The organism is Tateyamaria omphalii (assembly GCF_014651375.1).
Taxonomy (GTDB): domain Bacteria; phylum Pseudomonadota; class Alphaproteobacteria; order Rhodobacterales; family Rhodobacteraceae; genus Tateyamaria; species Tateyamaria omphalii.
On sequence record NZ_BMWT01000001.1, the window covers coordinates 812,991 to 827,641 of the forward strand.

The following is a 14,651-nucleotide window of genomic DNA, read 5'->3' on the forward strand; positions in this document are numbered from 1 at the left end:
CGCCTGGAGTATTTGCAGTGTTTTATCGGCTTTCGGTCTTGTTTCTCGCGTTGCTGGGCGTATCCCCGGCATTGGCCTGTGGTCCTGATACGGATTGCCTTTTGGGCGACCGGTATTACCGCATCGCGATGCCCGAGGATCATGATGGCGCGACACAAGTGGGCGCCATCATCTTTGCCCATGGGTATCGCGGGTCTGCGCAAGGTGTCATGCGCAATATGAACCTGCGCCGCATGGTGTCTGACATGGGTCTCGCTCTGATCGCGGTGAAGTCGGCTGGACCGGATTGGGACATCCCCGGCGTCCCCAGTGCCATGGACAGCACGGGCGAGGCCGAGATGGCCTATTTCGACGATGTGGTGGCAGATGTGACTGCGCGTTTTGCCATTGATGGGCAGCGCATCATGATGTCCGGATTCTCTGCCGGCGGCATGGTGACGTGGGAACTGGCCTGCAACCGTCCTGATTTGTTTGCTGGCTTCGCCCCGGTGTCAGGGACGTTCTGGCAGGGGCCGCCTGAAAGCTGCGCAGCACCCGCAAGCGTGATCCACATCCACGGGACTGAAGACCGAACCGTGCCCTTGTCCGGGCGTGAGATTGCCGAGACAAAGCAGGGGGACGTGGCTGAAGTCCTGTCAATGTATCGCGCCGAAGGCGCGTTTGGCACCATCGAGACTGGGCGCGCGATGGACGATCTGAGCTGTGAACGCCAGTCCAACACCGGTGGCGACGTGTTGGAGTTCTGTACCTTTCCCGGAGGGCATTCGTTTCGCCGGAGTTTTCTGAGCTATGCGTGGAATCGCCTGAGCGCTGCCGGAAAAGTGTAAGGCGGACCTGCCGGTCCGCCTCTAACTGGCAAAACCGTAAGGCGGAGGTGTCCTCCGCCTGGCTGGTCAGAGCATCAGCTGGTAGCTGTGTGCCTCGTAGCGGTAGCCACCTTCGCCATTGCGGACCACATAGCCGATGCCGGGCCACGGCATATGATAGCCGATGAACGCTGTGCGGTCCGTCGCCATCATGTCCAGAAGCTGCTTGCGTGTGGCTGCTGCTGCTTCCTTGTCCATGTCGAACCGGACTTCCCAATCGGGATGTGCCAGTGACCAGACATAGTGGTTGGCAAAGTCAGCACCGATGACCAGCTGCGTGCCGCCATCTTCGACCATGTAGACCATGTGACCGGGCGTATGCCCAAAGGCGGCCATTGCCGTGATGCCGGATGCAGCCGATCCACCATCATCCAGCATGGTAATCTGCTCGGCCAGCGGTGCGACCTTGCCATCAAAATTTTCGTTTCCGGTGCCTGACCAGGCGTCGAATTCTGTCGCCCCAGTCATATAGGCTGCATTGGCAAAGGTTGGTGTGCCGTCCGTCGAAAGACCACCGATATGGTCGCCGTGCATGTGTGTGATGACCACCTTGTCGACCTGGTCGGCGGTGTAACCTGCCGCCTCAATCGCAGCGACCGTGCCCGCGCCGGAAAGGCCCGTGTCGAACAAGACCAATTCAGATCCGTTGTTGACGAGTGTTGGTGTGAAAAAGAACTGCGCGGCATCGGTCGATAGTCCTGCTTCGGCGGAGACACCGTTGAATGTTTCCTCATCAACGTTCAGGCCAAAAATCTGGTGCGGGCCTTCAACCGAACGGGTGCCGGCAAGAAGTGTAGTAACCTCGAAACTGCCGACTTTCACGCGGCGAAACGGGGCTTGACCAACGCCCAGCATGGGGGCTGCAGCGCGCACTTGCGTTGCGGTCGCTGCGGCCAAAGGCACGGCTGCTGCGCCCATCAAGGCAGTACGGCGGTTGAATTTGGGGGATTGGGACATGGGTGCTATCCTTCCTGTCAGATACATCTAACATAGAGCGTGTCCCGCATAGTCACGCGTCACAACGCAGAATGGTCTGTTCATTTTTGCGAGAGGTGCCATGGCCGAAGCAAAAACCAAGCTTCTGAATGTCGATTTTCCCAATTGGGTGACAGAGGTTGAACCCGAGGTCCGACAGGCCGAGGCCCTGCAGTTGGACGACCTGTTTCGCCGCGTCACGGGTTTTGAGCCGCAAATTTGGACCGGTGGGATCGTCGGCTACGGGGCCTATGACTACACCTATGCATCGGGCCGGTCAGGGACGTGGATGGCCACGGGATTTGCACCACGCAAGGCCAAGCTCAGCATATACATCATGCCGGGTTATGCGGACTTTGGACCAATCCTTGAACGCCTTGGCCCGCACTCCAAAGGCAAGTCCTGTTTGTACATCACGCGATTGGAACGTGTTGACATGGATGTGTTGGGGGAGCTGATCGCAGCGGGGCTGCGTGATCTTGCAACCCATTGGCCAGTGCGGGCAAGGGCGGAACTGGACAACGCGCGGCCCCTGTGACAAGGCAAGCGTCAAGAGTCCGGAGAGCACCATGACCACCACCCGTTTTGCCCCGTCCCCCACCGGTTACCTGCATATTGGCAACTTGCGGACGGCCCTGATGAACTACCTGATTGCCCGCAAGGCGGGTGGAAAGTTCATCCTGCGTATCGACGACACCGACCCGGAGCGGTCGAAAGAAGAATATGTCGATGGCATTAAGCAGGACATGGAATGGTTGGGTCTGCATTGGGACCGGATTGAACGCCAGTCCGACCGTCTGGATCGCTATGCCGCTGCCGCTGACAAGCTGCGCGAGATTGGTCGCTTCTACGAGGCGTTCGAGACGCCGACCGAGTTGGACCTGAAGCGCAAGAAACAACTGAACATGGGTAAGCCGCCAGTCTATGACCGTGCAGCTCTGGCCTTGAGTGACGATGAAAAGGCCGCCTTGCGTGCCGAGCGTGGTCAGGGCGTATGGCGCTTCAAGCTGGATCACGAGCGCATCGAATGGACCGACGGGATCATTGGCGACGTCAGCATTGATGCAGCCAGTGTCTCTGACCCGGTTCTGATCCGTGGTGACGGGCAGGTCTTGTACACCATCGCCTCGGTTGTGGATGACACGGAAATGGGCGTGACCGACGTGGTGCGCGGATCGGATCACGTGACCAACACGGCCACGCAAATCCAGATCATCGAAGCGCTGGGCGGCACTGCACCGCGCTTCGCCCACCATTCGCTGTTGACGGGGCCGCAAGGCGAGGCGCTGTCGAAGCGTTTGGGCACGTTGGCCTTACGCGATCTGCGCAGCACTGGTGTCGAACCGATGGCAGTGCTGAGCCTTTTGGCCCGTCTCGGGTCCTCTGATCCGGTCGAGTTGCGCACGGAAATGGAAAGCCTGGTTGAAGGGTTTGATGTCAGCCGCTTTGGCACCGCGCCGACAAAGTTCGACGTTGCCGATATTGACCCGCTGACCAGCCGTTACTTGCAGACCCTTTCCGTTGAAGCCGTGCAAGGTGATTTAGATGCCGCGGGCGTGCCCGCCGATCAGCAGGATGCCTTCTGGTCCGTGATCTGTGAAAACATTGCCACGCGCGCTGATATCGCCACGTGGTGGGCGTTGTGCCGCGATGGGGCCAACCCGGTGATCGAAGACGAAGACAAGGATTTCGTGGCCGAGGCGATGACCCTGCTGCCCGACGGCCCGTTTGACGGTGACACTTGGGGCGCGTGGACTGGTGCAGTCAAGGCTGCCACGGGCCGGAAAGGGCGCGGCCTGTTCATGCCATTGCGTCTGGCCCTGACCGGGCAGCGGCACGGGCCCGAGATGGGATCGCTTATGCCGCTTTTGCAGGTTGTGAAGGCCCGCGCATGATCCTGGCGGAGGGCGCTTTTAGGCAGCGGCCCTCCGGGGGGAGTTTACCTGGCAAGATGAAGCGAGTGGCCAGTGGCTGAGGCGCAGGCAAAGTTCCTGTCCGGGTCGCTTCTGCGCCACGTGACGGTGATGTCGCTGACCGCGACCATCGGGTTGATGGCGGTGTTTCTGGTCGACTTCATCGACATGGTTTTCATCTCGATGCTGGGCAAGGCCGAGTTGGCGGCAGCCGTAGGCTATGCCGGATCGATCCTGTTCTTTACCACCTCGTTTTCAATTGGCATGGCGATTGCAGTGGGTGCGCTTGTCGCCCGCGATCTCGGGGCGGGAGACGAAGCCCGTGCGCGCGCTCGCAGTGCCCATGGACTGGCCTATGGTATTGGCTTTGGTGTTCTTTTTTCGGCCTTTGTCTGGTGGAACATACCGACATTCGTGTCGTGGATCGGGGCCGAGGGTGAGACGGCGGAGCTGGCTCAGGGCTACCTCCAGATCATTGTTCCGTCGCTGCCCTTTCTTGTGGTGGGCATGATGGGCAGCGGTATTCTGCGTGCGCATGGGGATGCGCGCCGCGCCATGATGGCAACTATCTGGGGTGGCGGTGTGAATGCAGTTCTGGACCCAATCCTGATTTTCGGGCTGGGGCTGGACCTGACCGGAGCTGCACTGGCATCAGTTGCCGCACGCATCGCGATTGGCACAGCGGCCCTGCTGCCGATCTTGCGCTATCATGGTGGTCTGCCGCGCCCCGATCTGCGCGGGATGCTCGGCGATCTGCGCCCCTTGGTCACCATTGGGTTCCCGGCGATCCTGACACAATTTGCAACGCCCGTCGGTCAGGCCATCGTGACGCGATCCATGGCGCAGTACGGGTTGGAGGCTGTGGCCGGCATGGCCATCGTGGGCCGGTTGATGCCGCTTTCCTTCGCCGTGATTTTTGCCTTGTCGGGGGCCGTTGGTCCCATTCTTGGCCAGAACTTTGGCGCAGGACGACATGATCGGGTGCGATCTGGTTTCAACGCAGCGCTGATCTTTGCTGGGGTCGTGATCTTTGTGATTGCTGGCGCACTGTTTGTGTTGCGTGGGCCGATCGCCAATCTTTTTGCCGCGACTGGTGTAACCCGCGATCTGGTGTTCCTGTTTTGCGGCCCGCTTGCACTGCTGTTCTTTTTCAACGGGGTGCTGTTCGTCGCCAATGCTGCGTTCAACAATCTGGGCCACCCGTTCTATTCCACATGGATGAACTGGGGGCGCAACACGGTTGCCATGATCCCGCTGGTCTGGATTGGCGCGTACTTTTTCGGAGCGCCCGGCGTGTTGATCGGGCAGGCGCTGGCGGGCGTCGTCTTTGGCAGCATCGCATGGGTCCTGGCACTGCGCGTGATTGCGGCGGACGGTGGTGCAGTGACGCGCGACAGCTTTGCACGCGAGGGGCGGCTTCTGTCCCTATTGAACCTGCGCAAGTAGCCGGTCTGTTAGGGCGCGTTCCGCTTTCGTAAGCTGTTGCGCGCGCGGATAGAGCGGTGTCGCCCGGTCATCATACACCGGCGTGTTCCAGCCATCGGTCGTGGCAAAGAAATGCTCTGCCCCAGCTTCTCCGAATTCGCGGTGGAAACCTTGCACCACGACGTCCAGGTAGCTGAGCAGGATGTGATGCTCTCCGTCTTCGCGTTGGCTGTCGGCTGGCACCTGGTACACGGCAATGTCGCTTGCCCCCGCATGATGCTGAACGGAATGGGTCGCGTCGACCCGGTCATACCCGCTTTCACGCAGATCCAGCGCCGCCCAGTCTGCGCCCGGAACGGAAGCGATCAGCCCGTTGATGCTGTGGCCCTCTGCCGGGCGCACGGACAGAAAGACAACGTCGCGCAGCGCCGTCCGCACCCAGACACGGCGCCAGCCGTTGAGTGTCGCGTGCTGGGCTTGCGGGTAGTCGTGCGTGGCGCGATTGACGAGGCTGCCGTACCCAAAGAACCACGGCGTCATGTGTCAGACATCAGGTCGGCAATATGTGCAGCCACAGCGCTCCACACTTCCGGTGATGATGCGGCCAGCAAGTATCCCGACTTGACGGTTGCGCTGTAGTCCGATCCGTCCAGCATGGCCGCTTTGCCGCCTGCTTGCTGGCAGATCAAAACGCCTGCGGCATGGTCCCAGCTATTAAGGTGGCCCGACAAGACAAAATCGACGGCGCCCGTTGCCAAAAGACGGTATTCGTGGGCGGAACAGCGCAAGCTGCCGACAAAGGCCAGCGCGCCCACCTTGGTCCACATCAGCGCGCGATCTGCCGGCGGCATCAGGCGAATATGCGCATAGCCTGCAAGTTGATCCAATGGTTTGGTCTTGGACGTATGGATTGCCCGCAGGCGACCGGTTTGTGTCTGCCATTGCGCGGGGGTGGTATTGTCCGCCATCACCAGATCGTCGCCTACCGGATCATAGATCAGGCCAAAGACGGGTTGGCCGAACCGACACACGGACACCATCGTCCCAAACAGCGGCATCCCTTTGGCAAAATTCCAGGTGCCGTCGACCGGGTCGATGATAAAGCACAACTCGGCCTCGCCCACACCGTCCAGCAATTCGGGCTTGGTCGACACCGCCTCTTCCCCGATGACAAGCGCATGTGGAAACGCCATTTGCAGGCCCCGTGTGATCATGGCCTCTGCCGCCGTGTCGGCTTGGGTCACAAGATCGGTCTCGTCCCGTTTGGTCTCGATCTCGCCCGCGTCAAGGCGGCGGAAGCGCGGCATGATCTCGGCCCGGGCGGCGCGTCGGATCAGATTGATGATCTGTGTTTTCTGAGCCTGTGACAGGGGGGCGGTCACGGGCATTGGCAATTGGTCGGTCATGACAACTTCCTTGATTCCAATATTTGACCCGGGTGTGCCACGCTTCGCCGCAGCGCCGCAACGCGACTTATTCCCGGCCCCTGAGCACCTGTGCAGGGCGCGCGGCCAAAGGCCCCCAGGCAAAGGCAAGACCTGCAAGCAGCGTGGCAGAAACCCCGCCGATCACGATTGCAAAGGCCGAGGGCCAGATCACGGTGAAATCCGTTTCCATCACATAGGTGCTGACCGCCCATCCCCCTGCGATCCCTGCGGCCAACGCCACTGCGCCTGCGCCCAGCCCCAAAAGCGCTGCCCGAGTGGCAAAGCTGACCAGGATGCGTTGGCGTGTCGCGCCCAATGTCTTCAGCACAGCTGCTTCATAGGTACGCGCCTGCGTGCCTGCCGCCGCCGCACCGATCAAGACCAGAAAGCCGGTCAGAAGCGTCGCTGCCGCACCGTAGGACGTTGCTGCAGCGAGGCCCGAGAGCACCTCGCTCACCCGGTCGATGGCGTCGCGGACGCGGATGGCGGTCACGTTGGGGTAGGCGTTCGCGATGTCGCGCAGGATCTGGGTTTCCGCCTGATCCTCGGCATAGACGGTCGAGATGAATGTGTGGGGTGCGCCCTGTAAGGCCGCCGGATTCATCGACAGGATGAAGCCAATGCCCGCGGTGGAAAAGTCGACCTCGCGGAACGATGTGACGGTGCCCGTGATATCGCGGCCCAGAATGTTGATTGTCATGCTGTCACCAATGGACAGCCCCATTTCCTCTGCTTCTTCGGCGGCAAAGCTGATCTGGGGTGTGCCCGTGTATCCCTCGGGCCACCATTCACCGTCGGTGATCCGCGTGTTTTCCGCAGGTGTTTCGGAGTAGGTGATGCCCCGGTCCCCCGAGAGAACCCAGTGGTCGCCTGCGACGTCTGCCGCGCGCTGACCGTTGATCTGAGTGATGATCCCCCGCAGCATCGGAGCGCTTTCGATGCGGCTGACGGCAGGGTCATTCTCCAGCCGTTCGGTGTAGCCCGGCATCTGGTCGCGCTGGATGTCGACAAAGAAGTAGCTGGGTGCGATGTCTGGCAGGTTACCGGTAATGGCGTTGCGCAGATTGCCGTCGATCTGCCCCACGGCGGCAAGGACCGAAAGGCCAAGGCCAAGGGACAACACAACCGATGCGGCCCCTTCGCGCGTCCCCGAGATGGCGCCGAGCGCCCACCGCAACGCTGGGCGTCCTTTGGCCCGCGGCGCGATCTTACGCGACAGCCAGCGGATCAATGTCGCGGCCAGCGCCAGCAGGCCAAGCGCAAATGCGATCCCGCCTGCGGTCCACAAGGTCAGCCACCATGTGCCGGAAAAGACGCCGGCGATGCCGAGCAGCGCGCCAAGCCCAAGACCGATCCACAGCAGATAGCTTGGGCGGGGAAGCATGCGCGCCTTGTCCAACGCGTCGCGAAACAGGGTGGCGGCCCGCACGTCTTCGGCCCGGGCCAGCGGCCACAAGGTAAAGACAAAGGCGGTCAGCAACCCGTAAATTGCCGCTTCGAACAATGGAGCGGGATAGATCGTGAAACTGGCCGGGATCGGCAAGCGCGCTTCAATGATTGGGGCGAGGGCGATAGGGACTATGGCACCCAGGGCAAGGCCAATGACGATGCCCAGCAGGGACAACACACCAATTTGTAGGAAATAGGTTTGAAAAATTACCCGACGCTCGGCCCCAAGCGTGCGCAGGGTCGCGATGACTGATGTCTTGCCCGCGAGATAGGCGCGCACTGCGGCTGACACACCGACCCCGCCCACGGCGAGGCCGGACAGGCCGACCAGCACAAGGAAAGCGCCCAAGCGATCTACGAATTCGGCGACACCGGGCGCGCCATTGCGCGCGTCGGTCCATCGCATGCCGGTGGCTTCGAACTGATCCCGTGACAGCGCCTCCAATGCTGCAAGGTCGGTGCCATCCGGCAGGTCCAGCCGGTATTTGGAATTGAACAACGTACCCGGTGCCAGCAGTTGCGCGTTCTCAAGCGCGCTGCGCAGGACGATGGTGCGCGGGCCAAGGCCAAAACCACCCGCCGCGCTGTCGGGTTCACGCGCCAGTGTCGCCATCAGCACGAAGTCCTGCGTACCTAGGCGGAATGTGTCGCCGACGCCCAACCCCAGCCGGTCAATCAGTGCGCGTTCCATCACCGCACCGGGCAGGCCATCCGCACCCGCAAGCGCGTCGGGTAGAGGCATTTCGGGGGAGAGCTCCACAAAACCGACAAGCGGATAGGCGGCATCGACGGCCTTGATCTGAGTCAGCCCACGCTCGGTCTCTCCGTTTCGGTCAACCACCGCCATGGAGCGGAAATCGGCAATCTCGGACACCGTGTCCGCGACCTCATCCATCCATGCGCGCTCGGTCTCGGTGGCAAAACGGTAGGTGAAATCCAGCTCTGCATCGCCGCCCAGCAATGCGGCACCCTCGCGCTCCAACCCGGCCTCGATGGCCGAGCGCACCGAACCGACGGCAGCGATGGCGGCCACGCCAAGGGCCAGACAGGCCAGAAAGATGCGAAACCCGCGCAAGCCGCCGCGCAGTTCTCGGCGGGCAAAGCGGGCAGAGGTTGCGATGCTCATTCGGCTGCGTCCTTCACCGGCCCCGCAATCCAACCGTCGGCAAGCTCAATCACACGGTCACAACGCGCGGCCAGATCGGGCGCATGTGTCACAAGCACAAGTGTTGCGCCGTGCCGGTCGCGCAGGGCAAAGAGCAGGTCCATGATCGCTTGCCCGTTGGCGCCGTCCAGGTTGCCTGTCGGTTCATCCGCCAGCAAAATCTCGGGCCGTGTGACAAGCGCGCGGGCCAATGCAACCCGTTGTTGCTCGCCCCCGGACATCTGGCTTGGGTAGTGGCCGCTGCGGTGGGCAAGGCCCACGGCGTCCAACTCTGCCTCGGCCCGGTCGAATGCGTCGCGCGCGCCCGCCAATTCCAAAGGCGTTGCCACGTTTTCAAGGGCGGTCATCGTTGGGATCAGGTGAAAGCTCTGGAACACGACGCCCATGTGACCACGGCGAAAGCGGGCGAGCGCGTCTTCGTTCATGTTGGTCAGATCCTGGCCAAGCGCGGTGATGCTGCCGCCTGTTGCACGTTCCAACCCGCCCATCACCATAAGCAAGGACGACTTGCCAGATCCCGAAGGCCCCACCAATCCAACCGTTTCGCCCTTAGCAACATCCAGGGTGATCCCATGCAGGATATCCACCCGTCCGGCATTGCCATCCAGACTAAGTGCTGCATTTTTGAGTGATAGGGCTGGATCGGGCATGCTCGGTGGCCTTTATATCGTCTACGGGGTCATATGGAGATCGGATCAACATGAGCAAGGTGGCAGGTGCAATTGTCATTGGTCTTTGGGCGGGGACAGCTTGGGCCGAAACAGTAACAATTGCAGCGTTGGGCGACAGTCTGACTCACGGCTACGGCCTTCCCGTCGAACAGGGGTTCGTACCCCAGCTTGAGGCGTGGTTGGAAGACGCCGGTCATGATGTCGACATCATCAATGCGGGTGTGTCCGGGGACACGACGCAAGGCGGCTTGAGCCGGGTGGACTGGACCCTGACACCCGAGGTGGACGCGATGATCGTGACGCTGGGCGGCAATGACCTTTTACGTGGAATTGATCCGGATGTGAGCCGTCAGAACCTTGAAGGCATTGTACAGGCGGGCCTGGACGCGGATGTCGAGGTGCTTTTGGTCGGGATGCGCGCACCGCTGAACTACGGACCTGATTACAAACAGGCATTTGACGCGATGTTTCCCGCAATTGCGTCCAGCTACGGCACGCTTCACTTCGAGGATTTCTTCATAGGCCTGGGTGGATCGGAAAGCGATCCCGCCGATGTGCAGGCGTTCATGCAACCGGATGGCATTCACCCGAATGCACTTGGTATTGAACGGATCGTTGAAAAGGTGGGCCCCAGCGTTGAGGCGCTGATTGCCCAAATCGAGTAACGATGCCGGGGCGGTTTTTCTTTACCGACCCTCTGTCGGAATTGACCGATGCCCTCGGTGTCCCCGCGGGGACAGTCGGCAATGAGCCTGCGCGATACAACATTTCGCCAGGCCAGGAGATCGTCGTGTTTGACGGCGCATTGAAACGCATGCGGTGGGGCATCGTGCCGGTCGGGCGCGTAAATTCGCGGGGCCGCCCGGTGATGGAGCAGATCATCAATGCCCGGTCCGAAACCGTGTTCGACAAGTCGGCTTTTGATGGTGTGGGTCGCGCCGTGATCCCGGTCAACGGTTGGTACGAATGGACCGGTGAAAAACGGAAGAAGACGGCGTGGCGGATTGCGCCTGAAGGGGGCGGGTTCTTGTACTTCGCGGCCATCACGGATGTCTGGACCGCTCCGGGTGGTTTGCAGGTGCCACAGGCCGCGGCCGTGACCTGCGCGCCAAATGCGGATGTTGCCCCTATTCATCACCGCATGGGTGTGTTGCTGGCGCGCGATGATATCCAGGTATGGATCGGGGATGATCTTGAGGCCGCCAAGGCCTTGATGGTGCCCTGGCCGGACGGTCGGCTTTTCATTGAAGAAGCGGCGGATGTCGATTGGACCGGCCCGTGATCCGATAGACGCTGCGCGACGCCATTATTTTGGGGGCTCTGCCCTGTCGCTGCCGCGACTCCCCGTGGTATTTTCAGTCAGAAGAAAGAGACTGATGCGCAGATTTGATGCAAGGCGCCGTGATCTGTTCTCATCAAAAGAAAAGGCGGCGCACATCAATGTGCACCGCCTGAAAATCTTGTGAAGCCTCAGGCCAATCAGGCCAGAGCGATATTCACAGCGCTTTCGCGACCATCACGGCCGGATTCCAGGTCGAAAGTGACCTTCTGGTTGTCGGCCAGGCCGGTGAGGCCCGAACGCTCGACAGCCGAAATGTGTACAAAGATATCTTTGCCGCCATCTTCGGGTGCAATAAAGCCGTAGCCTTTGGTTGTGTTGAACCATTTGACGGTGCCGTTGGCCATCGTCGTTACTCCTGTGTGGTGCTGCCCGCAACATGCGGCAGCCTTGGCGTCGTCAATAGATCGAATGACTGAGCCGTAAGGAGCAGTGGGTCGATAGATGAGGTAGCACGGCGACATATGGCACCGTTTGGCGGCATTGCAAGGCTTTCCGCTGTGCTTTTCGCAATCCGGCAAGGTGCCGCTTATTTGTGCACCTACCGCAAATCCATTGGGGCTTCACTTTTTTACCAGTTGATAAAATTTTGAACCTGTGAGACCGTTTCAAGCGAACGAATGTTGCGATGGAGCGGACATGACGCAATCTCCTTTCTCACCTGGTGTGGCGGCGGGCCGTCTGGATGATGCGGCCTATTCCGAGAATTTTTCTGACCTACATCCGGCTCTGGACCCGCATGAAGCGCTTGTCGCGGCGGACAGGTGTTACTTCTGCCACGATGCCCCCTGCATCACGGCGTGCCCAACGGATATCGACATCCCACTGTTCATTCGCCAGATCGCGACCGGTACCCCGGACGCAGCAGCAAAGACGATTCTGAGCCAGAACATCATGGGCGGTATGTGCGCCCGTGTGTGCCCGACCGAGACGCTCTGCGAAGAAGCCTGTGTACGCGAGATGGCAGAGGGCAAGCCGGTCAAGATCGGGCAGCTACAGCGTTATGCCACGGATCATTTGCAGGAGCAGGGTATTCATCCGTTCTCCCGTGCTGCGGTCACCGGCAAGACGGTGGCCGTGGTGGGGGCGGGACCTGCGGGTCTGTCCTGTGCCCATCGGTTGGCGATGCTGGGTCACGATGTGACTGCTTATGATGCGCGGGCCAAGGCCGGCGGGCTGAACGAATATGGCATCGCCGCCTACAAGACGCCCGAAGGGTTTGCGCAGGCCGAGGTGGATTGGTTGCTTCAGATTGGGGGCATCACGCTTGAGCATGGCAAAGCGCTGGGTGCGGATGTCAGCCTTGATCAGTTGAAATCCGAGTTCGACGCCGTCTTTCTCGGGATGGGCCTTGGCGGTGTGAATGCCTTGAACGTAGAGGGCGGCGACAAGGCTGGAGTGTCGGATGCCGTTGATTTTATCGCCGACCTGCGACAGGCATCTGATCTGGGTGCGCTGCCTGTTGGTCGTGATGTCGTCGTGATTGGCGGTGGTATGACAGCCGTGGATGCTGCTGTACAATCCAAGCTGTTGGGCGCCTTGAACGTGACACTGGCCTATAGACGCGGGCGGGACCGCATGAACGCAAGCGTGTTTGAACAGGATCTTGCCGCCTCAAAAGGGGTGCGCATCATGACGAATGTGGTGCCCAAGGCGCTGCACGGAAACGGTGCGGTACAGGAGATCGAGTTTGAGTACGTCACCGACGATATGACCGGTACAGGTGAAACTGTCCGGATCCCTGCGGATCAGGTTTTGCGCGCGATTGGTCAGACGTTGAAAGGCGATGGGTTGCCCGACCTGGAAGGCGGCAAGATCGCCGTAGCCGGCGCTGGTCGTACATCAGTGACCGGGGTCTGGGCCGGGGGCGACTGTGCCTCGGGTGGCGATGACCTGACCGTAACGGCCGTGGCCGAGGGGCGCGATGCGGCGATGGATATTCATGCAAGCCTGATGGGCTGAGCGGAGGAGAGACAGATGGCAAACCTTCAAAGCAACTTCATCGGGATCAAGTCACCCAACCCGTTCTGGCTGGCGTCGGCCCCGCCCACGGATAAGGAATACAACGTGCGTCGTGCGTTCGAGGCCGGATGGGGCGGTGTTGTCTGGAAGACACTGGGCGAAGCAGGCCCTCCCGTCGTTAACGTCAATGGCCCGCGTTATGGCGCGATCTATGGTGCCGACCGACGCCTGTTGGGCCTGAACAACATCGAGTTGATCACGGACCGACCTCTTGAGGTGAACCTGCAAGAGATCAAGGCGGTCAAGCGGGACTACCCTGATCGTGCGATGGTCGTGTCTTTAATGGTGCCTTGCGAGGAAGATCCATGGGCCCGTATTCTGCCTTTAGTCGAGGAGACAGGTGCCGATGGGGTTGAGCTGAATTTCGGCTGCCCGCACGGGATGTCCGAGCGCGGTATGGGGTCCGCTGTTGGGCAGGTGCCTGAGTACATTGAGATGGTCACGCGTTGGGTCAAAAAGCACACGCGCATGCCTGTGATCGTAAAGCTGACACCAAATATTACCGACGTTCGCAAACCGGCCGCTGCCGCCAAAGCGGGTGGCGCTGATGCGGTGTCGCTGATCAACACGATCAACTCGATCACGTCGGTGGATCTGGACCTGTTCTCGCCGGAACCGACGATTGACGGGAAGGGTGCGCATGGCGGCTATTGTGGCCCGGCGGTCAAACCCATTGCCCTTAATATGGTGGCTGAGATTGCGCGAGATCCGTCTCTGCGCGATGTACCCATCAGCGGCATTGGCGGGGTGACCACCTGGAAGGATGCGGCGGAGTTCCTCGCCCTCGGGGCTGGCAATGTCCAGGTCTGCACAGCGGCCATGACCTATGGTTTCAAAATTGTGCAAGAGATGATTTCGGGCCTGTCCGACTACATGGATGACAAGGGCCTCGCGTCGGTGGATGAGCTTGTGGGTCGCGCTGTGCCAAACGTGACGGACTGGCAGTATCTGAACCTGAACTACGTGAGCAAGGCGAAGATCAATCAGGATCTCTGCATCTCTTGCGGTCGTTGCTATGCGGCGTGCGAGGACACGTCACACCAGGCCATCTCGATGTCCGATGATCGTGTGTTCGAAGTCATCGACGATGAATGCGTGGCGTGCAACCTGTGCGTTAACGTCTGCCCAGTGGAAAACTGCATCACGATGGAGGCGATGGAGCCTGGCCTGATCGACCCGCGAACAGGAAAGGTCGTCGAGCCCGACTATGCCAATTGGACCACGCATCCGAACAACCCATCGGCGACGGCAGCGGAATAGATTTTTCGAACGAAAAATCTTGGGCATGAGAAAATTCTGCGAATTTTCTCAGAACAGAAGACGGATCGGTCCGTTGTGGCAAACAACGACCAGTTGATCTGCGGTTTCAATCAAATGGTAGCCGCGCCTGCGGACCTCC

At 60.6% G+C, this 14,651-nt stretch carries 14 protein-coding genes; 8 read left to right on the forward strand and 6 right to left on the reverse strand.

The genetic code is table 11. From position 1 onward, the window contains the following. Positions 1-17: 17 nt before the first annotated feature. A complete protein-coding gene (locus IE087_RS03845) occupies positions 18-827 on the forward strand; it encodes a CE1 family esterase (RefSeq protein WP_229801254.1) in 810 nt (269 codons plus the stop codon). A 66-nt stretch (positions 828-893) separates the two neighbouring features. Here IE087_RS03845 and IE087_RS03850 read toward each other — a convergent pair whose 3' ends face one another. Beyond that, complete coding sequence (locus IE087_RS03850) at positions 894-1,823, reverse strand: MBL fold metallo-hydrolase (protein ID WP_189367829.1); 930 nt, start codon at positions 1,821-1,823, stop codon at positions 894-896. Positions 1,824-1,923: 100 nt separating this feature from the next. Between IE087_RS03850 and IE087_RS03855 the strand changes: the two genes are divergently transcribed. The 3 genes from IE087_RS03855 to IE087_RS03865 all read left to right on the forward strand — a co-directional run bounded on the left by IE087_RS03855 (position 1,924) and on the right by IE087_RS03865 (position 5,200). Continuing rightward, complete coding sequence (locus IE087_RS03855; protein ID WP_189367831.1) at positions 1,924-2,379, forward strand: DUF1801 domain-containing protein; 456 nt, start codon at positions 1,924-1,926, stop codon at positions 2,377-2,379. Positions 2,380-2,410: 31 nt separating this feature from the next. After that, positions 2,411-3,736, forward strand: coding sequence for a glutamate--tRNA ligase (gene gltX, locus IE087_RS03860; protein WP_189367834.1), 1,326 nt, complete (start codon positions 2,411-2,413; stop codon positions 3,734-3,736). A 72-nt stretch (positions 3,737-3,808) separates the two neighbouring features. Continuing rightward, positions 3,809-5,200, forward strand: coding sequence for an MATE family efflux transporter (locus tag IE087_RS03865; protein ID WP_189367835.1), 1,392 nt, complete (start codon positions 3,809-3,811; stop codon positions 5,198-5,200). Here IE087_RS03865 and IE087_RS03870 read toward each other — a convergent pair. The 4 genes from IE087_RS03870 to IE087_RS03885 all read right to left on the reverse strand — a co-directional run bounded on the left by IE087_RS03870 (position 5,180) and on the right by IE087_RS03885 (position 9,870). Next, the gene (locus IE087_RS03870) at positions 5,180-5,719 is read right to left on the reverse strand and encodes a gamma-glutamylcyclotransferase family protein (RefSeq protein ID WP_189367837.1); all 540 of its coding nucleotides are present in this window, start codon (positions 5,717-5,719) and stop codon (positions 5,180-5,182) included. The genes IE087_RS03865 and IE087_RS03870 overlap by 21 nt on opposite strands. Next, positions 5,716-6,585, reverse strand: coding sequence for an inositol monophosphatase family protein (locus IE087_RS03875; RefSeq protein ID WP_189367839.1), 870 nt, complete (start codon positions 6,583-6,585; stop codon positions 5,716-5,718). Before IE087_RS03875 ends, IE087_RS03870 begins: the two co-directional genes overlap by 4 nt. Positions 6,586-6,652: 67 nt before the next feature. Further along, on the reverse strand, positions 6,653-9,181 hold the full coding sequence (locus tag IE087_RS03880; protein WP_189367841.1) for an ABC transporter permease: 2,529 nt from the start codon (positions 9,179-9,181) through the stop codon (positions 6,653-6,655). Continuing rightward, entirely contained in the window at positions 9,178-9,870 is a 693-nt protein-coding gene (locus IE087_RS03885) for an ABC transporter ATP-binding protein (RefSeq protein ID WP_189367843.1), read from the reverse strand. The genes IE087_RS03880 and IE087_RS03885 overlap by 4 nt, the downstream gene beginning before the upstream one ends. 50 nt (positions 9,871-9,920) lie before the next feature. Here IE087_RS03885 and IE087_RS03890 point away from each other — a divergent pair, with 50 nt between their 5' ends. Both IE087_RS03890 and IE087_RS03895 read left to right on the forward strand, forming a co-directional pair. Then, positions 9,921-10,556, forward strand: coding sequence for an arylesterase (locus IE087_RS03890; protein WP_189367845.1), 636 nt, complete (start codon positions 9,921-9,923; stop codon positions 10,554-10,556). A gap of 2 nt (positions 10,557-10,558) precedes the next feature. Continuing rightward, a complete protein-coding gene (locus IE087_RS03895; protein ID WP_189367846.1) occupies positions 10,559-11,173 on the forward strand; it encodes an SOS response-associated peptidase in 615 nt (204 codons plus the stop codon). A gap of 197 nt (positions 11,174-11,370) precedes the next feature. On the opposite strand, the gene IE087_RS03900 is transcribed toward IE087_RS03895, so the two are convergent. Continuing rightward, positions 11,371-11,577: a cold-shock protein gene (locus IE087_RS03900; protein ID WP_189367848.1), complete on the reverse strand. Its 207-nt coding sequence runs from the start codon at positions 11,575-11,577 to the stop codon at positions 11,371-11,373. 292 nt (positions 11,578-11,869) lie between these two features. On the opposite strand from IE087_RS03900, the gene IE087_RS03905 reads away from it, so the two are divergent. Then, entirely contained in the window at positions 11,870-13,192 is a 1,323-nt protein-coding gene (locus IE087_RS03905) for an NAD(P)-dependent oxidoreductase (RefSeq protein ID WP_189367850.1), read from the forward strand. A gap of 15 nt (positions 13,193-13,207) precedes the next feature. Further along, positions 13,208-14,512: an NAD-dependent dihydropyrimidine dehydrogenase subunit PreA gene (preA, locus tag IE087_RS03910; RefSeq protein ID WP_189367852.1), complete on the forward strand. Its 1,305-nt coding sequence runs from the start codon at positions 13,208-13,210 to the stop codon at positions 14,510-14,512. Positions 14,513-14,651 lie beyond the last annotated feature (139 nt).